At 47.0% G+C, this 24,470-nt stretch carries 18 protein-coding genes and 1 pseudogene; 15 read left to right on the forward strand and 4 right to left on the reverse strand.

Annotation, left to right across the window (positions count from 1 at the left end):
* The first annotated feature begins 120 nt into the window (after positions 1-120).
* The 5 genes and pseudogenes from ASG89_RS07390 to ASG89_RS36210 all read left to right on the forward strand — a co-directional run bounded on the left by ASG89_RS07390 (position 121) and on the right by ASG89_RS36210 (position 3,607).
* Positions 121-645: an RNA polymerase sigma factor gene (locus tag ASG89_RS07390; protein WP_057309952.1), complete on the forward strand. Its 525-nt coding sequence runs from the start codon at positions 121-123 to the stop codon at positions 643-645.
* Entirely contained in the window at positions 638-2,293 is a 1,656-nt protein-coding gene (locus ASG89_RS07395) for a DUF4179 domain-containing protein (protein WP_235549649.1), read from the forward strand. Before ASG89_RS07390 ends, ASG89_RS07395 begins: the two co-directional genes overlap by 8 nt.
* Positions 2,294-2,758: 465 nt before the next feature.
* A pseudogene (locus tag ASG89_RS37495) lies at positions 2,759-3,091 on the forward strand (hypothetical protein); the annotation flags it as partial.
* Positions 3,092-3,221: 130 nt separating this feature from the next.
* Positions 3,222-3,278 (forward strand): hypothetical protein, encoded by a 57-nt coding sequence (locus ASG89_RS37500; RefSeq protein ID WP_235549654.1) that lies wholly within the window; start codon positions 3,222-3,224, stop codon positions 3,276-3,278.
* Positions 3,279-3,454: 176 nt separating this feature from the next.
* On the forward strand, positions 3,455-3,607 hold the full coding sequence (locus ASG89_RS36210) for a hypothetical protein (RefSeq protein ID WP_157276559.1): 153 nt from the start codon (positions 3,455-3,457) through the stop codon (positions 3,605-3,607).
* A 128-nt stretch (positions 3,608-3,735) separates the two neighbouring features.
* On the opposite strand, the gene ASG89_RS07405 is transcribed toward ASG89_RS36210, so the two are convergent.
* From ASG89_RS07405 to ASG89_RS07420, 4 genes are all read right to left on the reverse strand, one after another.
* A complete protein-coding gene (locus tag ASG89_RS07405; RefSeq protein WP_057309954.1) occupies positions 3,736-4,158 on the reverse strand; it encodes a universal stress protein in 423 nt (140 codons plus the stop codon).
* A 199-nt stretch (positions 4,159-4,357) separates the two neighbouring features.
* Entirely contained in the window at positions 4,358-5,143 is a 786-nt protein-coding gene (locus tag ASG89_RS07410; RefSeq protein WP_057309955.1) for a class I SAM-dependent methyltransferase, read from the reverse strand.
* 168 nt (positions 5,144-5,311) lie between these two features.
* Entirely contained in the window at positions 5,312-5,791 is a 480-nt protein-coding gene (locus ASG89_RS07415; protein WP_057309956.1) for a hypothetical protein, read from the reverse strand.
* Positions 5,788-6,174 carry a hypothetical protein gene (locus ASG89_RS07420; RefSeq protein ID WP_057309957.1) on the reverse strand — a complete coding sequence of 129 codons (387 nt, stop codon included), beginning with the start codon at positions 6,172-6,174 and terminating at the stop codon, positions 5,788-5,790. Before ASG89_RS07420 ends, ASG89_RS07415 begins: the two co-directional genes overlap by 4 nt.
* Positions 6,175-6,411: 237 nt before the next feature.
* Here ASG89_RS07420 and ASG89_RS07425 point away from each other — a divergent pair, with 237 nt between their 5' ends.
* The 10 genes from ASG89_RS07425 (at position 6,412) to ASG89_RS07470 (ending at position 24,374) form a co-directional block, all read left to right on the forward strand.
* Positions 6,412-7,008, forward strand: coding sequence for a hypothetical protein (locus tag ASG89_RS07425; protein ID WP_057309958.1), 597 nt, complete (start codon positions 6,412-6,414; stop codon positions 7,006-7,008).
* Positions 7,009-7,137: 129 nt separating this feature from the next.
* Positions 7,138-7,728, forward strand: a complete 591-nt coding sequence (gene pgsA / locus ASG89_RS07430; protein ID WP_057309993.1) for a CDP-diacylglycerol--glycerol-3-phosphate 3-phosphatidyltransferase — start codon at positions 7,138-7,140, stop codon at positions 7,726-7,728.
* A 279-nt stretch (positions 7,729-8,007) separates the two neighbouring features.
* The gene (locus ASG89_RS07435; protein WP_057309959.1) at positions 8,008-8,796 is read left to right on the forward strand and encodes a hypothetical protein; all 789 of its coding nucleotides are present in this window, start codon (positions 8,008-8,010) and stop codon (positions 8,794-8,796) included.
* Positions 8,797-9,018: 222 nt separating this feature from the next.
* The gene (locus ASG89_RS07440) at positions 9,019-9,570 is read left to right on the forward strand and encodes a DUF2569 domain-containing protein (RefSeq protein WP_157276560.1); all 552 of its coding nucleotides are present in this window, start codon (positions 9,019-9,021) and stop codon (positions 9,568-9,570) included.
* Positions 9,571-9,745: 175 nt separating this feature from the next.
* Positions 9,746-10,267, forward strand: coding sequence for an ADP-ribosylglycohydrolase family protein (locus tag ASG89_RS07445; RefSeq protein WP_057309961.1), 522 nt, complete (start codon positions 9,746-9,748; stop codon positions 10,265-10,267).
* A gap of 423 nt (positions 10,268-10,690) precedes the next feature.
* The gene (locus ASG89_RS07450; protein ID WP_200963443.1) at positions 10,691-15,889 is read left to right on the forward strand and encodes an S-layer homology domain-containing protein; all 5,199 of its coding nucleotides are present in this window, start codon (positions 10,691-10,693) and stop codon (positions 15,887-15,889) included.
* 103 nt (positions 15,890-15,992) lie between these two features.
* Complete coding sequence (locus tag ASG89_RS07455; protein WP_235549655.1) at positions 15,993-20,567, forward strand: family 43 glycosylhydrolase; 4,575 nt, start codon at positions 15,993-15,995, stop codon at positions 20,565-20,567.
* A 273-nt stretch (positions 20,568-20,840) separates the two neighbouring features.
* Positions 20,841-21,797, forward strand: coding sequence for an ABC transporter permease (locus tag ASG89_RS07460; RefSeq protein WP_057309964.1), 957 nt, complete (start codon positions 20,841-20,843; stop codon positions 21,795-21,797).
* A 19-nt stretch (positions 21,798-21,816) separates the two neighbouring features.
* The gene (locus ASG89_RS07465; protein ID WP_057309965.1) at positions 21,817-22,689 is read left to right on the forward strand and encodes a carbohydrate ABC transporter permease; all 873 of its coding nucleotides are present in this window, start codon (positions 21,817-21,819) and stop codon (positions 22,687-22,689) included.
* A gap of 41 nt (positions 22,690-22,730) precedes the next feature.
* Positions 22,731-24,374, forward strand: coding sequence for an extracellular solute-binding protein (locus ASG89_RS07470; protein WP_057309966.1), 1,644 nt, complete (start codon positions 22,731-22,733; stop codon positions 24,372-24,374).
* Positions 24,375-24,470: the final 96 nt, after the last annotated feature.

The raw sequence follows: 24,470 nt of genomic DNA on the forward strand, positions 1-24,470 counted from the left end.
ATTCCTCTGTGACGTCAACTTCGGGAAGAATCGTCTACTACGCCTCATAAAAAAAACGAACCGAAAGAGTCCGCTATTTGTCTTATTGACATCAAACGGACAAAAGGAGGCGTATAGAGCTTGACTGATCGAGAGCTATTCGAAGCTTATCGAAACGATGTGTATTATTTGTGCCATTATTTACTTCAAAATGCCGCAGATGCGGAGGATGTATGCCAGGAAGTATTCTTAAAGGCGTTTCAAACCGACCGCAGTGGAATTGAGCGGATCAAACCGTGGCTAATCCGGATCGCCGCCAATCAGTGCAAGAATCATCTTGGCCGCAGAAAGTTGGGTGTCTTGAAAGAGATCAAGCTCTTTTTGCAGCAAGCCGTACATGCTACAACCGAGTCGGCGGATGAAGCGGTGATGCGAATGGAAGGGGAACAGGATCTGAAGAGGTGGCTACAGAAGCTCCCGGTAAAAATCCGGATAGTCCTGACACTGCGTTACGTCCATGAGCTTTCTCTTCCAGAGATTGGGGAATCGCTCGACATTCCGCTTGGAACCGTTAAGTCGAGATTTAACGCAGGACTCAAGCAGATCAGGAAGCAAATTGCGGCGGAAAGCCGACATAACCAGAGAGGAGCGGAATGCCTTGAATAATCTGACTAATCTGACGGAAGAAATACTGCTGGAGAAGGCCCGAGCCGAACGTCCGAAGTTGCCGGATTTCGAAGCGATGTGGGAGAGGATTCGGGCCGAGCAAGCTCTGGCTGGAGCTCAAGCGGTCTTCAACTCCGGAAAAAGCAGCCGAAAATTGGTTAGCAAGCGTCTTCTGCTGCCGGCAGTTGCGGTTTCAGTCCTGCTTGTGGCAGCGCCGGTTGTAGCTGGAGTTTCGATGGGCTGGACGGAGCTGTTCGGTCGGCTGGGAGTAAAGACGGCGATGGAAAGCGGCTTCGGCAATCCGCTTGATATCACGGTTCAAACGGCCGGGACCAGCTTATCCTTACACGGCGTCGTGACGGATGAACAACGTTTGGATATTTTGTTTACGCTGGAGGTTCCTTCGCTGCCGGATTATGATGCCGTAGAATTCCAGCACAAAACATTAACGTCAGCCAAGGGGAAATCTATGCAGCTAAACGAACTGATCCGTAAGGATTTATCTTCGAATCAATTGACGGGTCTGTTCGAAACGGAGAACGGGTTGGGAAACAAGCGTGAGCAGCTAAAGCTTGCTCTTCAGAATCTTTCCTTCTTTAAATACAAAGATGTACCTCTCCGGGAAGCTCCGGCATCCCTGAAGGAGAACAATCAGGTAGACAGCATGTCCAAGTTCGGGGCGCTGCGGATCGTCTCCGTTCTGAGAGAAAACGACGTATTTACGATTCGATATGAAATTCCAGTAACGTCCGAGGATCAATTATTGGATCCGCGTTTATTCCTTAAGTCCGGAGATAAAACAATCAAAGTAGGCTATTCTGCCGTCCTGCCGCCGGAGAAGGCCAATGTTCGGCTGCGCCAGGATACGTTTCGGCTTTCCGATGAGGAGCTAAAGAACGCGTCGCTCCACTTCAGTTTCCTGGAGGCGATTCGAACCATTGAGGGCACATGGGAGACGTCATTCGAAGCGGATGGAAAGAAGGCGAGCCAGGCGACTTTCCGGAAAAAGCTTGAATCGGCTTTGGAAGATCCTATTTTGTTCAAGAAACCGAAAGAACTTATCGTGACCCCTTTGCAAATTCGTGTTATGTTAGAAAATTACAAAAATTCTCCGGATCAACCGTACGCCTATTACGATAAAGCAGAACTGCTTCTTAACGGACGGACGATCGAAGGAGGGCTTTGGGGTACGGAGAAAAGCGGTTCGTTCTACCGCTTCGAATCGCCAGAGTGGTACAAAGACTGGTCTCCGGTTCCGATGACGCTGCAGCTGTCCGAAGCCCGGATTGTCAAACGCGCCAATGATCGGTGGTTCCCCTTGGAAGCCGTATCCGAGTCGAAGCAAACGAGTAAGACGATCCTAGACGGCTTTCCGGTTACCTTGACTTATTACCAGCAAGATCAGGATTTAATCGTTGAATCGCAATCGGACGATTCGAAGTTTCTGGGTATTTCGCAAACCGCGGTGAAGCTTGACGGGAAGGCCATATACCCGCAGCCTAATCCTATGCCGCCGGGAGGAAACGGTTCGAATAAAAGAACGGACCTCTACCCCGGGTTGTTGGCCAAAAAGGGTACGCTCCAGTTAAGCCCGGGCTTTTACAGCTATTCGGATCCGGAGCGAAAATCCATCATACCGATCAATTAAAAAAATGCAAAAGGCCCGAGGAATTGGCAATGTGACTGCCGCCCCCGGGCCTTTTTGTGCCTTGTTATCCTATCGTTCTTGGGTTTCCGCCATAGTCGTGAAGCCCTCGGTCTCATCGAACAGCAGGTCCACCCACAGCCGCCGCGGGTCGAACGCATTGTACACCGCCAGATACAAGCCGCCGCATCGACCGATTTCTGCTCCGACAAATCGTATTTGCGCGATCGGAAGTCTATCTGCTAATGCTCCATCCTGCAGACTTCTAGAGCGTATTGGAATGAAATCAGAACGGAAAGTTCAAAGATTTGGAGCTGAACAAGCGATATATTCCATTGAGTGACCTGATAGGACTATTCATTGAACTGATATGAACGAGGCGGTCAATACCTTTTTTAATGATCTTGTATTTTTAAGGTTTAATAATCCCACTGTGCAAGCATTAATGCATCTCTTCGATCCGGTTTAATGCGATCTCCCGCGCGTTATTCCGTATTCCCAAAAAGGATAGGGAAGTTATTGTTGAATCTAATTGAGGATTTTTTAGAAGTCATTGATTGGAATCAGGTCAAGGAAATTGAAATTGAACTTTACAATGGACGAGAAATTGAAATCGAATTTTCTGAATACCCGATAGGTCCGACGGGTGCTACAGGAGCAACTGGAGCAACAGGAGCAACAGGCGCAACAGGCGCAACAGGGGCAATAGGACCGGCGAGTCCTACTATTCCTACTTCTCTTAATCGAATTTATGTAACAAACCAAATAGCCAATACTGTCTCCGTTATTAACGGGTTTACAAATAGCGTCATTTCGAACATCCTAGTTGGAGTACAGCCTGTAGGCATTGATGTGAATCCTAACACGTACCGTATTTACGTAACAAACAAACAACAGCAACACTGTCTCCGTTATAGACGGGGCTACGCATGTGGTTGTAACTACACCAGTTGGAACTCATCCATTTGGTGTCGCTGTGAACCCTTAATATTCAAGAAATGCATCCCAGGCATTTTCGGTTCATTTAGAGAATCCCAAAGGCCTAAACAAGATGATGTTTGCCAAAGAATTTATTGCAATTCAACTGGATAATAGTTAAATGCACGATTTTATCTAATAAAGGTGGAAGTGATTTGAACTTATTTGAACAAGGTGACGAGCTGTATGCAAATGGATTTTACCAAGAAGCATAGCTTAGCGTATCACTATGATAATAATTGCTTCGATGCGTTATGGAATAAGGGGCGTGTGTTATGTTCGTTTAAGCAGTTTAATGATGTGATTCCTTACTTTGAACAAGTTAGTCTTGCAATATAAATAAGCTATCCTTTAAACGGATAGCTTCGCTTTAGCTAAGTTGGGGCGAAGTGTGTTACATCTGCTTTGATAAAATGCTTTTGGATATCTACGACGTGCTCCAACCATGTGCGTTCACTTATATCAAATTATTTAATAATTAGTACAGGAACATTGGCATGTTGAACGACATTATGACTAACACTGCCAAGTACAAATTCACCCAAACTGTTTAGTCCCCTGCTGCCGATAACGATCAGGTCAGCATTTATTTCATGAGCGTATTGAAGAATCTGTTTGGCGACACTACCTTTTCTTACTTCGATATTAATGTTGGTGAAATTGGATATTTTCTTTTTGATTTTCGCAACTACGTCCTCAGAATAGGCTAGTTCTACTTGGATAGGTGGAACCAAAAAGTCCCCACCTACATCGTAAGTTGGAATGTTGAAAATATGAATAATTTCGAGCTTCGAATAATGATTTAGTTGGGCAAGTTTAATGGCGGAATCGAGCGCTTTATCAGAAGTTTCTGAACCGTCGTACGCAACAACAATTTTGGAATATAACACTGCGTGATCACTCCCTCAAAAAAAGTATATTAATAGTATACAACTTTTAGCTTTTCACTGGACAAGAATTGAATACAAATAAAATATGGATTTCATATCCATTGGAAAATGCTGATGAATTTGGAGCAACAGGACTTCAGTATTGTAGCGAACGAGTAAAAAGAATACTTGATGAATTAAAGGTTAAAAGTATGCTTATTTATAACTTAATAGCTCGAGTGGCAACGAAGGAGGAAATATATTGATCTAATAACCTCCGACCGCCATAGTTATCTTCATATAATCCACTGATGACAAATCCAGATTGAAGCTGTCCTTGCAATTGGTCTTCCAGGCTATGCCCGAATATGACTGGATCGCCGTTATCCATGTATTGTTTGAGGAGTTCGGGCGATAAACTGGTTAGATCAGAAAAAGGGATCGAATACTTTACTTCCAATTTACCTTCATATTCAGACTCTGAGTCAAAGATGTATACTAAGGGGTTCGTAAACCCTGCAATAAGAATGCCGCCCCTTTTTAAGACCCGGTAGCACTCGTGCCATATAGGTTGAAGATCGGAAACATACATGTTTGAAACGGGATGGACAATGAGTTCGAATGACCCATCAGGAAATATGCTTAGGTCGGACATGTCCCCTTGGACGGTTTCAATCATCAGATTATCTCGCTCTGCGACGAATTGGTCTTGTTCCAATTGCTTATCAGAAAGATCTACGACAACGACATTGGCGCCAGCCGCTGCCAGAACAGGTGCTTGCTGCCCGCCTCCCGAGGCTAAGCAAAGGACTCGTGTTCCCTTTAGCGGTGGAAACCATTCCAAAGGAACTTTTTTAGTTGGCGTCAGATGAATTCCCCAACGTCCTTGTCTCGCTTCCATAATCGCTTCCGAAGAGACTGGAAGGGTCCAGTGGCTCCCTTTTTCAACCTGTTGATTCCAGGCTTTTTGATTATGACTCAGAAGATCCGACTTTGTATTCAACATAAAGAAGCCTCCTCAGCGCTTTCCCAAGAAGGACGGTGTAGTTTCAAAAATATAGCCAGCCTATGCTTATAAAATAGAAACAGGCCGCTTTATTTGAGAAATGATACATTTCCATCCTAATCTGCGGAAAGCAAAAATGACACATTGGAATTACAAGAGAAGAATAACTTAAAGGATGCTGCTTCTTACGCCTTTCCTGATCTGAGTAATCAGTGTCAATACGCCTAGAACCGTGACAGCAGTAATTGACGCTTGATTGACCAGAAGCAGCGTGACATAGACATTTCCAGATACAAGTGTAAAACGATCCGGGTTGTTATATTCACCTAATGTCGCGAAGGTGAACAATAAGCCAAGCAAGGAGAGCAGGGCGGTTCCGAACGTCCCCCATTTGCCGATCCGCCTCGCAGCTAGGAGCAAGAGAGCGAATATGATCATCAACATCAAGGGTGGTGCAAGGGCGGTTCCATTGGTAAGAAATGCTTTGGCAACGGTTGCGGATGTGGCATCCGTCGGAGAAAGCAACTGATCGCCGAAGGCGACTTGGGCCGGCATGGCGAGCACAATGGAGATGATGACACCAATGATTTGCAAAGCAAGACATACCACAGACGCGGTTATAAAGCTTTTCTTCGCATTCATATTCATCGCGTAGATTCCTCCTGTTTAAGGTCTAATTTGACGTTCCGAAATACATTAATTACGAATAGCAACGCCCCGACCGCAATAAGCAGACCGCCAATCGGCGCGAAGGGTTCGGCCGATTGTCCAAGCCCCAACCGCAGCAAGCCGAAGAGCAGAAGGGGAATGCCTGTCAGATGAAGCCCAAAATGTGCCTTTCCCAGCTTGCTTGCTCCTGCCTTTGGAAAGACGCAATACACGATCCCACTAAGAGCGAACGACACCCATCCGAGCAAGTTCCAATGTGGATGTACAGCTGCCAGCTCAGGTACCTTGTGGATGAGAATACCCAATAAGATCCCAATAAAGAAATAAATAACCGAAATGCGAACCATCATAACCCCTATCAAAATGATCAACCTCCCATAATATTACCGATGATATTACTATAGGTGATTAATCTAGACCGAAATAGGTCCCTTAAGTATATTTTAAGTATACATTCTGCGACCCATCGCCTGTTTTCGTTTTCTGGAGATCCGCTCAACGATTGGGCAGAATAATGGAACAAATTGTCTGTATTCCTTCGTATTTATCACATGATAAATTAAGGACATGACAGTAAAGAACGTATGGGGTGAATAGGATTGGGTAAGTTTATGGTCGTTATTTTCACCATTGTATTCTTGTTGGCAGGATGTTCAAGAGATGAAAAGTCTAACGAGCACAATGTAAAAGAATCACCGATTCGCTCAAATGCAAAAGTGGCTGAAGGAGATTTTGTCTACCGCCTCGTGTCAGAGAAGTCAGTATACACCGAAAGCGAGAAAGTAGAGGTCTATGCGGAGTTGGAATACGTGGGAGATGAGCCAGAAATCAAAATCGCCCATGCTGACTCGCCTTTCTATTTCCCGATGAAAGAGAAAACGAGGAATTACGATATCAGATACGGTATGAAAGAGCCTTTACGCGTGACTGTCCTAAAAAAGGGACTACCACTAAGAGAGAGATTTACGCCCCATGGTGGATATAGTTCGGAAGATCAAAAAGAATATGTAGACTACATCAAAGCTTTGTGGGAGGCATCCAATAAAGGTACGCTGCTTCAGGGGGACTACCAGGTAGCTGGATCAGCAATGTTCAATCCCTTAAACGAATCGATGGTGAGTCAAGAAAGTCTTCGCTTGAACGCAGAGATCGAGTTTTTAGTGGAAAAACCTGAAAATAAAAATGATAAAAAATAAATATGATTAGACAACAAAGAACAGATTGCAGCCGGCAACTGTTCCCTATTTTGTTGAAGGAACGGGTAAATTACATCCAAGTTATGGTAATATAGAGATAAGAACAAAATGAATCTAGTGGGTGACGACATGAACCTTGCAAACAAAATAACAGTCGTAAGAATTGGGATGATTCCTTTTTTCATGCTGGCACTTCAACAGTACCCATCTTGGATGGTGGAGCAGTTTGGCTTTTTGAATTACATAAATCAGTATGGACTGTATTGGGCAATCGCAATATTTATCTTTGCATCAGCTACAGACAAGTTAGACGGTTATATAGCACGTAAATATAATCAGATAACTAATTTCGGTAAGCTTGCAGATCCGCTAGCTGATAAACTTTTAATATCGGCTGCATTGGTAATGATGGTTCAACAGAATATGATTCCTTCTTGGATAGCGATTGTGATTATTGGTCGGGAAGTAATGGTGTCTGGCATTCGTACGATTGCAGCTGCAAAGGGAGTGGCGCTTGCAGCCGATAAACATGGGAAACTGAAGATGGTACTACAGGTTGTTGCAATCGCCGCAGTTTTATTAGGAAATTTCCCCTTTTACTATTTTACAAATTACCCAATTGACCTCTTAATCATGATATTAGCTGTCGGTTTGACGGTCTATTCTGGATACACGTACATTAAAAACAATTATCGTAAACTGCAATTGGATAACTTATGATATCTCGTCGGTAAACCGATAAACCGTTGAACTAACAAGGAACTATAGCTCAATAAATATCAGGAGAAAGCTGCCGACAGCATAGATCGGCAGCTTTCTCAGCAAACGGGCAGATTAACGCAACACGACGCTATGTTTAGCGTCCTATATATGTGGAAGTATTACGAAACTTTATAGAAGACGTAAGGGCAGTTACATAAATTACAGAGGTGTTTGTAAGAAACTATCGGAAATCTATAGTGAAATTACAGATATAACTAAGAATTAGGAGCAAACCGTATGCGTAAGAATTGCAAATTGATTTTGGTTGAAGGGTTATGCGGTACGGGAAAGTCGACTTTAGCTGAACGATTACATTTCTACTTGGTACAACAAGGCATTTCCTCACGTTTTTATGACGAGGGTGCAAAAGGACATCCAACAAGTTTGAACTGGCATGCCTTCTTCCACGAAGAAGAATATAAGGAACTTCTGATGCGATATCCAGACTCATCAAGTGTAATCCGTTCATTGGCGATAAGAAATACTAACTATTATCTGATTCCTTATCGTGAAGTCAAGGAATTAAACAAGTTGGATGCGCTCAATACAGAACTGAAGTCCCGTGAGCTTTGCTGGACGGAATCACCCGTAGCCGAACTGTCAGAGTTTACATCCTCGATTCAACGGCAATGGGCTCGTTTCGCTGAGTCCGCTAGCAATTTAGAGGAGGTATACGTGCTCGAAGCAGTGTTTTTTCAGCATCAGATACATGATTTGTTACGTCATTATCAAGCTGAAAATAGCTATATTGAGCAGCATATTCAAGGAATCGCAGATCAAATTGCTTCTTTGCATCCTGTGGTTATTTATTTAACTCAACCGAATGTGCGGGAGCAGCAGGTTTGGATTTCTTCCATTCGTTCAAAACCCAATTTTGCGACGGAACAAAATATTAGGTTTATGGAAAACCGCAAGCGAATCGAAATTAGGCTACTAGATATGCTGCCATTTCGAAGCTATACAATAGAGAATGCGAACCTTGATTGGGAAGAGGTCTTTAGCAATATGGTGGAGGTCATAGGCTAAAATATCGAGTAAGAGTGTGTGGTACAAATTCACACCAATGAAGTAGTGGAAATATCCGAAATAGACATGAAAAGATATTGAATTTGCAATCAAATATATCTAAAAAGGTGCTTTTATGCCAGAGAAACGATGGATGGTATCACCGATTCAGCAAATTTGGAATGAATGGTGAAAAATAATTGTTCCCGAAAATAACAGTTGTATCAGCAAATCCTCCAGCCGATGGAGAAATTAAATGGTGTCTCAATGACAAATACGGAGAATGACCTAGCAATAAATCTGGAAAACACTGCAGGAAAATTACCTCCCATAGAGGAAAAAGTTAAACCTTATGGTTTTGGTGGCTGGCTTTACTTTGTGGCGTTAGGGTTCATATTAACTTTTGGGAACTCTTTATACTATTTGATTGGTACTATACTACCCATTTATCGAGATGGACTTTTATCCCAATTATATGAAGAAACCTGGAAATATTCATTTGTTATAATATATGAAACAGTTATAAATATATTTTTTGTGATTTTTCCAGTGTTCCTTGGGTATCTTATCTTGAAAAAAAAGAAGTTATTGAAGTATATGGTTATAAATTTTTATGTAATCAACTTTATCGTTAATATTGGCTATTATTTTATTACAAACTCCATTGAGGAAATGGCTACTCACGATTTTATGGGCGAACAAGGTAGGAATATTGTTAAATCATTGGTAACTTGTTTAATATGGATACCCTACTTTATAAATTCAAAACGAGTAAAGAATACATTTATTAATTAATCAAATTTCGTATTTAAATTGCAGGCTCAGGCATCCAGTCTACATAGATTGGTTGCCTTTTCTCAACTAATGCTGCCGCGTGCATCTATTTGCTTTGCTAAGGTGAAGAAGGGTGAAGCAACTTTGTATGCGATAATTATGGCGAAAGCTAATAAGATTTGGCAAGGGGGGAATTATGTTAGGAGCAGTTATAGGAGATGTAATTGGATCCTTATTTGAGTGGCATAATACCAAATCTACTGAGTTTAAGCTCTATGATAGGTTTACGAGATTTACAGATGATACTGTTCTAACGGTAGCTATTGGAGCTCAAGCAGTAGCTTGCGCAGTCTTTCTCGCGAGAAACAATACATCAAAAGATGAAATTCAATCATTTATTCAGCAGAAATTCAAATATAATCTCACGCAAAGACTAGATGACATAAGACCCAACTATGCTTTTGATCCAAGCTGTCAGGGTTCGGTCCCACAAGCGATTATTGCATTTTTAGAGTCGACGGATTATGAGGATGCGATTAGAAAGGCAATTTCAATTGGCGGAGACAGTGACACGATAGCGTGTATTACTGGAGGTATAGCACATGCTTACTATAAAGAAATACCAAAGGATATTGTATCGGAAGTCATGCTAAGACTAGATTTCAAGTTAAGGCAAGTAATTGGACTATTCAATGACAAGTACAACATTGTAATATGATTGTTCAACTAAGCGGAGACGATAGAACAACGTGTTCAACAATAAAGATAAGAGATCCCGGCGTTAAAGTAACGGGAAACTATAGTTGAGGGGCTTGCTTCGCGGCAAGCTCCTCTTTCGGTTATTGAAGTAAAAGCCAGAATTTTATTAGGGAAGTTTATGAAGAGATCCGTTTGAAAGCGGATTTACTTAAATAACAAAAATCATACAGAAACACCTAAAGATTCTTAAGGCCTGGAATGGAGGAATCAAAGTACAGTGAAAGCATCGATGGAGCAAAGCTTTTAGTGGAAATGAAAGCGATTCATTTATGAGCGATCATTCCCTGTTAGCAATAAACTCCAAATAAAATTCCTAAAGGAGGAAATTGTTGCAATGAGGAGGATTGGACTGTGTGCTATACCCCTGGTGGTAGTGATCGTAATGATGTTGACAAATATCGCCTATGCGGATGTATCATCCCATTATCTTAACCCGCTGATGAAAGGAGCCGACCCTACCATTGAACGGCAAGAGGATGGATACTATTATTCCGCTGCAGGCGATGGCAATGTTGTATTGAAACGGCATGAAACCATTCTGGGCGTTTCCACCGCAAAGAGTAAAGAAGTATGGAAGTTACCTGAGAACCTGGAATTTATATGGGGGCCAGATGCACACAGAATTGATGGCAAATGGTACATCTATTTCGCATCCGGTCCGAAGAATAGCGATCAAGCGGGGCGCTTTGCTTATGGTCATCCCAGCTCTTATGTTCTGGAGAATAGCTCGCCCGACCCATTTGAAGGGACCTGGGAACTGAAGGGAACATATGATAATGGAGACGGACTTACACCCCAGCAGGGGTTGTTGAATACGCAAAGCTATGGACTGCCTACCGGCTTTGTAACCATCAATGGACAGAGGTACCTTACCTATACCAAATATTTTTATTATATAGATCCAAAAACGGGGAACGAGAGATTTGATGAGTGTCCCACAATAGTAAAGATGAAAAACCCGTGGACATTGGAAGGCGAAGAGTTTACTTTAGCCAGGCCGACCCACGACTGGGAGAAGTATGTTGATAATGTTAATGAAGGCGCAGCCGTGGTGGAGCGGAATGGTAAAGTTTATTTTGCCTATTCCGCCAGCAGCTACACGCATGATAATTATGCGGTGGGCCTGTCCTGGGCTGATTTGGCCCAAAGTGTGGAGAATGAAGCGGCATGGAATAAACATCCCGAGCCGATCATGAAACGTTCGGATGAAAATGGTTCTTATTCGACTGGCTCGCCGTTATTTCTGAAATCAGAAGACGGCACAGAGGACTGGATTACATACCATGGCATACCGACCCATAGTCAAGGCGGAAAGAATAGAGAAGTTCGCGCCCAGCGTATAAATTGGGACAACAATGACTTCATCAATCTAGGCATCCCATCCAACCCCGGCACAGTGCTTAGCCGCCCCTCCGGGGAGGAGAAGAGCGAAGTCTATGAAGCGGAAGACGCGCAACTATCAGGGGCTGCAAAAGCAACAATGAACAGTATCTATGCCTCGTCAGGCCGATATGCTCGGTATAGCAATGGCAATGACAGCGACTATGTAGAATTTACAATCAACACGAATTCAGGGGGGACATACGCGCTGGACTTCCGCTACAACAACAATACGGCAGAGCCGGTCACCATGACGCTGGGCGTGAACCAGGAGGCTAATGCCGCGCTTGTATTCCCGTCTAATGCCGGACCGCAGAACAAGCTGAACTTCGACTTAAAAACCGTTCAAAACATCCGGCTGAATACAGGCAGCAACATCGTGCGTCTTTCCGGTAAAAGCGCATTGGGGCTGGACGCGATCATTGCCAAGAAAAGCGTCTTGTATGAAGCGGAGAACGCGGAGCTGTCAGGCGGCGCGGGCATCGCTCAAAATCATGAGGGATATAGCGGTTCAGGTTTTTCCAGCGGGTTCACGGAGCCGAACGCGGCGATCAGCTTTACCGTAAACGCCCCTCATGCGGGCAGCTATTCGGTCAAGCTGGCTTATGGCGCGGGAGGCGAGGACGATCGAACCTTGACCATGTATGTGAATGGCGTGAAGATCAAACAAGCGAATTTCTTCGGTCTGAAGGAATGGGATAAGTGGGCCGACCGCTATGACAACTTATTCCTGAAAGAAGGCAGCAATGTCATCACCTATAGGTATGACAATGGCGATACGGCGAATGTGAATCTCGATTATATCACCGTTACCGAAGCGGCGACCTGGACGTATGAGGCGGAATCCGCCAAAACGACAGGCGGGGCGGATGCCGGAATCGTTCAGGCTCAGGATGGCAATACGGGAATCGGGTATGTGAGCGGCCTGTCCCAGGTGAACTCGTCCGTGGAATTTTCTGTGGAGGCCGAATATGCGGCCAGCTATGATCTCAAGCTGCGGTACGCCACAGAGCAGGTTGGCAAAACATTGTCGCTGGAGGTGAACGGCGCGCTTGTGCAGGACATCGTCCTTCCCCACTCTGGAGGCGCCGGGATGTGGAAGGAATACACGGTGACCGTTCCCCTGAAGAAAGGGAAAAACAGCATCGCCTATAGGAGCGCAGCCGGGGATTCAGGCGTCATCCAGATCGATCATATTCATCTGAATAAGCGCACGCCTTGGAAATATCAGGCGGAAGCGGCAACCCTCTCAGGCACGCCGGGGATCGGCAGAGACCGTCTATGGTTTGAAGGCAACGGTTATGTAGGCTTATTCCAGAAAAAAGGGGATGCTGTCCGATTTGAAGTGAATGTCCCCTATACGGCGGCCTATACGTCAACCTTGCGTTATTCGGGTGTACAGTCGTCGAATCGAACCATGACCCTGTATGTGAACGGCAACCGGATCAAGCAAGTTTCCATGCCGCCGACAGTGAATTGGGATACCTGGATGGATGCGACCGAGACTGTCAATCTACAGGCCGGAAAAAACATCATTGAATTCCGCCGTGAGGAAGCGGATACGGGCCAGCTCAATATAGACAGCCTGATCCTGGATAAATTCAGCGGTGGATTCATGAGCACGACGGCCAGGGAGCTTACCCCCGAGAAGATGGTGAAGATCCAGCCGAAGCATAGCGGCAAGGCGCTGAGCGTGGCAGGGGAGAAATACAATCAGGGAGCGGCCGTCATCCAATTTTCCAATGGCGATACCAATAGTCAATTGATGCGATTCGTGGATCTGGGAACAGGCTATTACCGGATTCTGATTATGCGTGGCGCACGTTTCCTCGATATCAAGCCTGATTCGGGTATCCAGGAGCTTATTCTAAATCAGACTATTGAGGAAGCCCCTATTCCCTCCGATACCGAACAGTGGTCTTTGGAGAAGGATGGCGATTATTACAAAATCATCAATAGAAGCAATGGAAAAGTGATTACGGTCAATGAAGCGTCCAAAGGAAACAACGCTGTTATACGGTTGGCCGATGACGAGGGGAAAGATCACCAGCGGTTTAAGATTGAGCTGCGCAACCTTTATGACAATACCTTCTACTCGGTGTCGGACATGACTACTGTCCCGGAGGCGGTGCAGGCAGGCCAGGAGCTGACTCTCTTCGGAACAGTTTCGCCGGATTGGGCCACACGTAAAACTATCTCCTGGAGCATCAAGGATGCCGGGCAAACAAGAGCTACCCTGGATGGGAATGTGCTGTCCGCCACAAGAGCGGGAACAGTCATTGTCACCGCTACGATAGAAGAAGGAAGCGACATCGGTGTGAACTACTCTAAGGACTTCACCATTACCGTCACTAAGAAGGACGCGGATGTTAGTCCTGAAAAGGCCACCTTCGATCTTTATGTTCCTGGGGATGTAAGCGCCAGCATTATATGGAATGAAGCCAAGACTGTTACCGGGGTGGTGTACACAGCGACAGTAACAGGTGTCGTATATAATGGCACATTGGGAACAGAAGGTTATACGATTAATGGGGATTTGCTGACCATCAAGCACGAGACTATGGTCGGGTTGGGGTTGCAGAGCGGTGATAAGGCGGACTTCTCTATCTTGTTTAATCAGGGGAATCCGGCTGTGTTAAGTGTCAATGTGGTGGACAGCTATGCTTTGGCTAACCATAGTATAACAGTGACAACCGAGGGGCATGGCACTGTTAGCGCCAATGTATCGTCAGCGGTCAAAGATACGGCGATTACCTTGACCGCTATACCAGATCCTGGAAACTTCTTCAAGGGCTGGCAGGTGAATAGTCCGAGTGGACTAAATGTGACTGGCAATACCTTCACCATGCCAGACGAGGCGGTGATGATCACTGCGATATTCGGAACACCGTCCTACAGCGTTACCTATAACGGCAACGGCGCAGCAAGCGGTCTTGCGCCGGTAGATGACAGTAGTTATGGGCAAGGTGTTACGGTATCGGTCTATGGCAATACCGGCAATCTGAAGAAGCTGGGCTATTTCTTTGCCGGCTGGAATGTACGGGCGGATGGCAGCGGAACCAGCTACACGGAAGGCCAGGTATTCACAATAGGCGGGGCGGACCTGACTCTGTATGCGCAATGGAAGGTTGAAAATTCGGGTGGTTCTTCTGGGGGAGGTTCGTATGGTGGGGATTCTTCCGACGGCAGTTCACCAGTAACACCAACGAGCGAAGGAGTTATTTCAGCGAATAACAGCGAATTTACGGTTCAAGCAGATAAGAAGGGCGAATTCGGCATAGGTGATGAGATTAAGATCGAGATCCCTGCCGGCGCTTCTCGAAAGGAATTCCAACTTATCATCAGCAAGGTAACAGACACACAAAAGCTGCTTGCAGTCAAAGATGCACTGCTCAGTCCGGTGTTTGAGATTCGGAAGGACTTCCCAGGAATTTTCGATAAGGAGATCACATTGTCCATTACTTTCGATCCTACCAAATTAAAGATGGGTCAAAAGCCGACTGTATTCTCCTATGACGAAGCACGAAAAAACTGGATGGAAATGGGCGGTCAGGTCAGTGAGACCACTTCCATTACCGTGAAGGTGAACAACATTGCCAAGTTTGCGGTATTCGGCGTCGATCAGGCATCGAGCCTGATCGATCCGAAACCGACGGTCAACTTGAGTGACCTGACGGCACACTGGGCGGAGTCCGATGCCAAACAAGCGATTGATCTAGGAATCGTCAGCGGTTATCCGGACGGTACGTTCAAGCCGGATCGAGCCGTAACACGCGCCGAGTTTGCCGCCATGCTCATTAATGCGCTCAAGTTGCAAGGGAATCCCCTCTACAGCGCACAACTAACGTTCACCGATAAGGAGAAGATAGGCGTGTGGGCGCTGAATGCCGTGGCGCAAGCGGTGCAAAGAGGGATCATTACCGGTTACGAGGATGGTTCCTTCCGCCCGGATGCTGAGATTACCCGCAGTGAGATGGCTAAAATGATTGCCAATGCCCTGGACCAGTCAGACGAAAAGGCAACAACAACAGAGTTTGCGGATGACACGGCTATTCCTGTCTGGGCGAAGGGTGCCGTTGCAAACTTGAGCAAGCGGGGCATTATTGAAGGCGAAGGAGGAAACCGATTCGCTCCCGGTGATCAAACAACAAGAGCAGAGGCGATCAGAGTGATGCTGAACATGCTGCGCAACAGACAATAGAAGACGGAACGCCATTGACAACAGGATGATATGATTCCAAGGAGGATTGTACATGGTCAAAAAAAAATTCAGACATCTGTTGCTTTGTCTTGCAGTACTGCTGATGCTGCCGCAATGGAGCGGATTGGCTGCGGCGGCAGAACCGAAGACAGCCAAGACGGATTCGGCATTTGCGCAGGAGGGAAAGAATGTGTCGGATTTCTACAATGTAATCATGCAGACAGGAGCCGATCCCTGGGTTTACAAACACACCGATGGCTACTATTACAACGTATTTGCCAACTCCAGTGGCATCGTGATCCGCAGAGCGAAAACGATCACCGGCATTGAGGCTGGTGAGAGGGGCCTGGCCTGGACGCCGGTTAAGGGCACAATGTACAGCTCCAATGTTTGGGCGCCTGAAATGCATTATCTCAAAGATACCGACGGCAAATCCAAATGGTATATTTACTTTGCGGCTGACAACGGAACTAATGCAAACCACCGCATGTACGTGCTGGAGAACGAAAGTGAAAATCCGTTGACCGGCACCTGGGAGTTCAAAGGGAAGATGACTGATTCTACCGACCGTTGGGCGATTGACGGCACTGTGCTGACTGTAAATGAGAAACACTATTTCATCTGGTCCGGTTGGGAAGAAACGGACGGAAGCTTCCAAAATTTATATATTGCGCAGATGAGTGACCCACGGACCATCAGTTCCGAACGGGTATTGCTCTCGACGTCTGAATATGATTGGGAATCTTCCCCGGCCAGAATCAATGAAGGTCCAGAAGTGACGATCAAGGGCGACACGATCAATCTGGTCTATTCTGCAAACGGAAGCTGGACAGACAGTTATTGCCTCGGGCTGATCACGGCCAAGATCGGCGACGATTTGATGAATCCCGACTCTTGGGTGAAAAAAGACACGCCGATCTTCTCAGGAGCCAATGGCGTTTACGGCCCTGGCCACCACAGCATCGTCACGTCTCCTGATGGCACAGAGGACTGGATCATCTACCATGCCGCCCGTTGGTCGGGATCGGGTTGGACCCGAAAAGTCCAAACGCAGAAATTTACTTGGAAAGCAGACAATACGCCGAACCTAGGAGAGCCCGCCGATCCGAACATACCGATTGCTCTGCCTTCGGGCGAGCCGGTGCGGAAGCGCTATGAAGCGGAAAACGCGCTGTTGGTGAAAGCTCCGGGTGGTGAAACTTCTCCTGCTGTTCGGTTGGAAAGCACCGCTTCCGGTGGAAAGAAGATCGCCAATATCAAAAACGCCAACGATTATGCCCAGTTTACCGTAAACGTGCCAGAGACGGGATTTTATATGCTGTCTGTGCGTAATGCCAACGGCTCACCCAATGCGGCAGATGCTTCCCATATCTTGTCGATTAACGGGAGCTCTGGCGTCAATTTGAACATCGTTTATTCCGGCTTGAATCGTTGGGGGCTCTCTTCGGCGAAAGTCTATCTTAGAGAAGGCAACAATATCCTCCGCTTCTCGAAGGGGAACAACCTTGCCGAAATCGACAGCATGGATATATTTAAACTGGATGCATCGGAAATGTTATTCGATGCCCCGGGGTACACGTTGGGGTTGGGTGAAACCCGCAGCTTGCCCTTGTATACCGTAACAGGCACTACCTATACCGCTGTTGACACAGGAGCAATCTTCAGTTCTTCCGATACGAAGGTCGCCGTTATTGACGGAGGCGTTAGGGTAAAGGCTGTAAGTGCTGGCAGTGCAACAATCACCGCCACATCTAATGGAAGAACGGCCACAGCCACGGTTTCCGTTGCTGCGGAGCCTAAAGCTGTGCAGTCCGTTGCCATCAGTGGATTGGACAGCATCCTGACCAGTGGGGAGTCAAGCGGGTCATTGCAGGTAATGGCACGCTATAACAACTACGAGGTTCATAATGTGACAGCGGCAACCCAATTTACCAGCAGCGATCCTGGGGTGGCCAGGATTGATTCGGATTCTGTGACCCAATCGGTATATGCGGTTAAACCGGGAACAGCGCTTCTTACAGCCGAATACAACGGCAAGAAAGCAGCGCTCAACTTGACCGTTATTGCAGCTTCTGATGTGGTTCAGGTTGCCACCGTAGTAAAGGTTCCTTCCGGGGCGACCCCTAAGCTGCCTAGCGTTGTTGATGTTGTCTACAACAGCCAGTCGAAGAAGGCCGAGGTTGCCAGCTGGGAGCGGGAGGGGCCTGATTTCAGCTCGCTGGGCACTGTTCAGGTGCCTGTTACCATAAAGCTGGATGGCCGTGATGTTCCTTCCACCATTGCCGTAAACGTCATTCCGGGATGGGGTCTTGACGAGATTGTGATTCAACTCCGCAACAAGTTGGCTAACTTCTCTTATCCTTTGGGCGATGGGCTGGGCAACTATAGCCAATCCAAGTATGATTCCTTAGTGGCCGAAGTCAACAAGGCGGAAGAGATGGCCGTAAACGCCGATCTGAGCAAAGAACAGTTTGACGAGGAACTGAATAAGCTTGCTCAAGAGGAAACAGCTTTGTTAAATTCGCTGAACAGTATTCAGGACGGCGTCATCTATAACGCTTACCGGGATTTCTCCGGGGATACGGTTGGCAAGTACCCTTATGGCATTACTACCGAAGATCTGACCAATGGGGCTACCGCAACTGTGCAGGAAGAGGCCGGGAATAAATTCCTCAGGCTCATCACAACCGCTACTTCGGGCAAGGCAAACTTGTTCCTGCCGTATGCAGGCGAGGTAAAGGCTGAGGGGGATCAGCGCATCGTCATTGAATATCGCGCCAGACTAAACAACAGTTTCCAGTACGCCAATGGCGCCATGATGCGAAATGACAGCGGTACGGGCAATTATTCCATGGTCACGGCTTTTGATACGGGTAAAATTATAGTCCAAAACGGGCCGTCTACGAAGGTCAAAGTCAAAGACTTTCAGTACAATACATGGTACAAAATCAAAATGGTGGCAAACGGGGACGCCAAGACTTATACCGTCTATATAGACGATGTCGAAGTGGCCACTGACTACAACTTCCGCCATACAGGCGGCGACAAGCTGAGTGGCCAGCGGTTCGGCGTCGATGGCTATGCCAACGCCTCCATCGATTTTGACGATTTTAAAGCGATGGTTACCGGAGGACCGAAGGCTGCGCCCGAGGGGCTCAAGCACACCAATGAATCAGCGGTTGGGGCCAATGATGGATCCATCACCGGGGTCACCTCCTCCATGGAGTGGTCCTCCGACAATGGGAGCACATGGTTAACTGTCGAAGCAGATACCATCGCAAATCTCTCACCCGGGACGTATTGGGTTCGTTACTCTGAGACGGTTACCCATAAAGCCAGCCCTCATGTGGTTTTGACCATTACGGTCTATACTCAGCCGGTGCATGTCACCGGGGTGAGCCTGAATCAGAACATCGCTCAACTGTATACCAACAATGGAAACTCGTATGTCCAGCTCATCGCAAATGTGGAGCCCGTTGACGTAGCCAACAAGACGGTGACCTGGAGCAGTTCCAATCCAACTGTAGCTACCGTGGATGAACACGGGCTTGTGACGGTTCATGCCGCAGGTATAGCCGTTATTAAGGTAACCACTGAAGAAGAAGGCTTCACAGCTTCTTGTGTTGTAACTGTAGGTGTATATGATAACGACAGTGGTGGAAGCGGCGGAGGAGAGTCCCAAATTGACGGCAGCAATCCCATCGCCCCAACTACGCCGACTACGGGGGTCACAAACGCGGATGGCAGCATGACCACCAGTATCACCGATCAAACAACTGGTACGGTGACGGAGACTACGGTCTGGCTGAATGGCGACCGTGAAGTTATAACGAAAGAACGCAATGGCACAATTACCGAGGTTGTCACCAAGCAGAATGGGAGCAAGCGCGAGACCGTGAACATGCCCGATGGAAGCAGCCGTTCCGTCACCACGGATAAACAGGGAGTCAAGGTTGAGACTGCCACGACTTCTCTGGGTGTCGTAACTGCGTCTATCCATCTGCCCGAAGGCGTAGCGCAAGCGAGGGTCACAATTCCGTTTAAGAATGCTTCTGCTTCCACGGTGGCTTTTGCGATTCGGGAAAACGGAACCAAGGAAGTGATCGGAACGGTTATCACCGAAGCTGGATTGAGCTTTACAGTTAAGGGCAATATGACGGTGAAGCTGGTCGATAATAAGGTTGTTTTCCAGGATGTGTTTAACAGCCATTGGGCTGCGGAGGCGATTGCCTTTACAGCAAGCCGGGGATGGCTGCTCGGAATGGAGCAGGGAATCTTCGCTCCCGACGTATCCTTGAGCCGGGCCATGTTATTTACCGTGCTTGCCCGCTTGCATGGAGTTGAGACCGAAGGTGGGGAATATTGGTACAGCAAGGCGAAAGACTGGGCTACTACATCCGGGATCAGCGATGGTAATACCCCCGAAGCTTCCATCACTCGGGAACAACTGATTACTGTCCTGTACCGTTACGCTGGACAGCCTGCTGATAAGAACAATGGCAAGAGCTTTGCCGACAGCGAGGAAGTGTCCGCCTGGGCAAATGATGCCATCGATTGGGCTGTATCGGCAGATATTCTTAACGGCAAGCCGGGGAACCTTCTGGAGCCTGCGAGTGTTGTCTCCCGGGCGGAAGTATCTGCCATGCTCGCACGTTTTATATCATGGCGCAACAACTAAAGTGGTTGAGTAGATAACAGGTAAAAACTAAGGAGCCAAGCGGGAACATCCCCTCGGCTCCTTGTTTTTTTTTTTCGCAGATTTATTACTGTTCAGCAAAGAAGGACTACGAACGAAGATGTTGCCCATTTCGGGGAGACTTCTGCTCGTTGGAAGGAGAAACAAAAATCGCACAGAAAGACCTAAAGATTCTTAAGGCTCGGAATAGACGAACCGCGGTACATTATAAGCATCACATTCAATAAAAACTTTCAGCAGGAAGAAGGGGGAGCCATGAAAACAACGCCTGCCGTCGTAGGAACGGATAGGGCACCGGCAGCCAAAGAGGCTTTTTATCAGACAAAGCGATTTCGGCAAAATATTCCGCTATTTGTCATGCTAATACCGGGAGTACTTTATTATCTGATATTCCGTTACTTGCCAATGGGCGGTCTTGTAATTGCTTTCAAGAACTACAATTTTCACGATGGCATATGGTCAAGTCCGTGGGTCGGGTGGAAATATTTCGAGATTTTATTCCAGTCCCGCGTCACGCTGCAAATTATTTGGAATACCCTTACCCTGAGCGTTCTGAATCTGGTCTTCGGATTCCCTGCGCCGATTATTATCGCCATTGCCTTGAATGAGGTCCGGAAGAGCTGGTTAAAGCGCTGGATTCAAACCATTATTTATTTGCCTCATTTTTTGTCCTGGGTCATTGTTGCAGGCATTATCCTGACCCTGTTCTCCATCGACGGCGGCACCATTAACAAGCTGCTGGGCCAATGGGGGATGGAGCCGGTGCCTTTCCTGTACCGTGCAAACTCATGGGTCGCCATCTTTATTGGCTCAGGTATGTGGAAAGAGATGGGCTTCGGCGCTATTATCTATCTCGCCGCTCTCTCCGGCATTGACCCCAGCCTGTACGAATCCGCTGGGATGGACGGTGCAGGCAAGTTTAGGCAGATTTGGCATATCACTCTGCCGGGCATCCGTTCTACGATTATCCTGCTGCTGATTCTAGGAATGGGTCGTCTGATGGAAGTAGGGTTTGACCAGGTTTACAATCTGCAGAACCCCACTGTCCTGCAGAAAGCTGAGGTCATCAGCACCTACGTGTACAAAGTGGGGCTGCAGCAGGCCCAGTTTGGTCTGACCACAGCCATGGGCTTGTTTGAATCCCTAGTCGGTCTTGTACTAGTGCTCTCGGCTAATGCATTAGCCCGTAAATTCGATCAGGGATTATTCTGAAGAAAGGTGGGAATTCCTCTTGAGGGACTCAACAGGCGGAAAAATTTTTGTAATCGTTATTCACGCTGTACTGATCATCATTTCGCTCACCTGCATCCTGCCTTTCCTGCATTTGATTGCGTTGTCCGTAAGCTCGGGGCATGCGGTTGACCTGGGTCAGGTCTGGTTATGGCCGGTGGGGCTTGATTTCACTGTTTACAATTACTTTTTTGAGAATACGCCGGCCTTGCGCGCTTTTACCAACAGCGTAATAATTACCTTATGTGGAACGGCCTTGAGCATGCTTGCCACGGTGTTGATGGCTTATCCCTTATCTCGGCGTTACCTCTACGCCCGCAAGCCGATCACAATGGCCGCCTTATTCACCATGCTCTTCGGCGGAGGCATGATCCCTACATATCTGGTCATGAATAGTCTGCATTTGACCAATACTTACTGGTCCCTCTGGTTTGTCGGGTTGATCAGCACCTATAATATGTTGATTATGAAAAGCTATTTTGAGAGCATTCCGGGAGAAGTGGTGGATTCCTCTCAGATTGACGGCTGCGGCGAGGTCCAACTGCTCATGCGCATTATACTGCCATTGTCTCTTCCCATGCTGGCTACGCTGACGTTATTCTACGGAGTGGGTTATTGGAACATGTTCATGAGCGTTATTCTTTACATCAATAAGACGAATTTGCAGAATCTTACGGTTATCGTTCAAGGGATGCTGCAAATTCAGGGGAACTTCAACATGTCGGCCATGGATATGATCCAGCAGCAGGAAATGGTATCCGAGAAGCTGAAAGCGGTTGGGGTTATGGTTATGGTTGTGCCCATGCTGGTGGTATACCCGCTCCTGCAAAAATATTTTGTCAAAGGCATTATGCTTGGCTCTATCAAGGGTTAGCGGCAACAACGAAATCAATCATAAATTAAGGGGGATTCCACATGTTTGGACAAACATCCGCACCAAAAATGAAAATCACGTTAGCACTGGGATTGTCGACGGTTATGGCAGCAGGGGCAGTTGGCTGCAGTCAAAACGAAGAGGCGACAAAGGGGAAGGCCGAAGTAAAAGCTACCATTACCGTTTCCAACTATGATCGGGGTAATATTCCCGCAGCGGAGGGAACAGTTGAGGAAAACCGTTGGACCAAGTGGATCAATGAGCATTCTCCCGTAACCGCCAAGTATGTGCCGATTGCCCGGGCAGAGGCAGTTAAGAAGCTGAATGTGTTGTTTGCATCGGGCAGTGCGCCGGATATTGTCAATGATTACGATACGGGGTTCCGAAACTCTCTGTACCAGCAGAAGCAATTGATGCCTCTAGACGATTACTTGAAGTATGCGCCTGAATACGAGAAGCTGCTGCAAAAGTACCCCCAGCTTCGCAAAATAGGCACCAAGCCGGATGGCAAGCTTTACGAATTGGGCAAAATTAATGAGCCCCACCTGCAGAGTGTAGCCTTTATCCGGATGGATTGGCTGAAAAAGCTGAACATGGAAGTTCCGAAGACCACCGAAGAATTGCTTGTCGTTCTGAAAGCATTCGTTGAGCAGGACCCTGATGGCAACGGGAAGAAGGATACCTATGGAACCAATATGAGCTATACCTCGGACGGCATGGTGGATTCCATGTTCGGCTCGTACGGCTGGAAAATCTCCAATGATGACAAAATTGTAAGGACTTGGGATAATACGCTGGAATCTCTTAAATTCAAGAAAAGGTTATTTGAGGAAGGGCTTATCGATAAGGATTACCTTGCGGATAAGAATGGAGCCAAAGCCAAGCAGGATTATTTGAACGGAAAAATAGGCGTGTATCTTCCTCCTGTTGTCGGCAACTGGTTTGAGAGTACGGTAACAGACCTCCAAACGCTCCGTAAGGTTGTTCCGGAGGCGGTAATTGCTCCGATGGCGCAGCCCAAGTCTTCCATGGGGCAATTCGTTCATCATGTGGTTAATCCGGTTCAAATGACCACGGTGATCAATGCCGCAGCCAAAAATCCCAAGGCCGCTATGGAATATATTAACTTCATCATCAAGCCGGAGAACGGTCTGATACTGAGGAAAGGAATTGAAGGAGAGCATTGGAAAAAAGGTGCGGATGGTTTTCTCAAGGTCATTGATCCTGCGAAGAATGCCAAGGAACTGGATTGGGCTGTGGACTACTCCATGATCTACTCGTTCCCCGAGAATCCGCTTCTGGCTTCCACTACTGCGTTCGACGTGAGCGATCCTGACCAGAAGGCCGGTCTGGACATGCTGAAGAAAGCCGACGAGTTCTTGCTTAATCCCGAGGCCCAGTATCCTGCGCTGAGCCACTATGAACATATGCCTACCCTGTCGAGCGAATTGGTAGTGATCAATACTAATGTCGACAAGGAAATGAAGGACATCTTTACCAAAGGCATTATCGGCGGGGTCAAATATACGCCTGAGCAGGCCGTAGCGGATGCCAAAGCGGCGTGGGAGAGAGGCGGCGGCAAACAGATCGAGGAATTCATGAATACCTGGTACAAAGAAAATAAAGAAAGAGCCTTCCTAGGTAAGGATATCCTTGAGCTGGTCCGCTCCCAGCATAAGAAGTAAGGGTGATGGGGCTGAAATAGAATGAATGCAGACTTGGTTCGGCAATGGTCGGGCCAAGTTTGCTTTCGGAACATTTTATATGAGAAGGAGTATAAG

Source organism: Paenibacillus sp. Soil766 (assembly GCF_001428105.1).
In the GTDB taxonomy this organism is placed as follows: Bacteria; Bacillota; Bacilli; order Paenibacillales; family NBRC-103111; genus Paenibacillus_E.

Excerpts from the sequence above, each read along its gene's own strand:
- ASG89_RS07445 (WP_057309961.1), top strand. The coding sequence starts at position 9,746 with ATGTTAGGAGCAGTTATAGGAGATGTAATTGGATCCTTATTTGAGTGG.
- pgsA (WP_057309993.1), top strand. The coding sequence starts at position 7,138 with ATGAACCTTGCAAACAAAATAACAGTCGTAAGAATTGGGATGATTCCT.
- ASG89_RS07440 (WP_157276560.1), top strand. The coding sequence starts at position 9,019 with ATGGAGAAATTAAATGGTGTCTCAATGACAAATACGGAGAATGACCTA.
- ASG89_RS07455 (WP_235549655.1), top strand. The coding sequence starts at position 15,993 with ATGCTGCCGCAATGGAGCGGATTGGCTGCGGCGGCAGAACCGAAGACA.
- ASG89_RS07460 (WP_057309964.1), top strand. The coding sequence starts at position 20,841 with ATGAAAACAACGCCTGCCGTCGTAGGAACGGATAGGGCACCGGCAGCC.
- ASG89_RS07435 (WP_057309959.1), top strand. The coding sequence starts at position 8,008 with ATGCGTAAGAATTGCAAATTGATTTTGGTTGAAGGGTTATGCGGTACG.
- ASG89_RS07470 (WP_057309966.1), top strand. The coding sequence starts at position 22,731 with ATGTTTGGACAAACATCCGCACCAAAAATGAAAATCACGTTAGCACTG.
- ASG89_RS07415 (WP_057309956.1), bottom strand. The coding sequence starts at position 5,791 with ATGAATATGAATGCGAAGAAAAGCTTTATAACCGCGTCTGTGGTATGT.
- ASG89_RS07450 (WP_200963443.1), top strand. The coding sequence starts at position 10,691 with ATGATGTTGACAAATATCGCCTATGCGGATGTATCATCCCATTATCTT.
- ASG89_RS07410 (WP_057309955.1), bottom strand. The coding sequence starts at position 5,143 with ATGTTGAATACAAAGTCGGATCTTCTGAGTCATAATCAAAAAGCCTGG.
- ASG89_RS36210 (WP_157276559.1), top strand. The coding sequence starts at position 3,455 with ATGCAAATGGATTTTACCAAGAAGCATAGCTTAGCGTATCACTATGAT.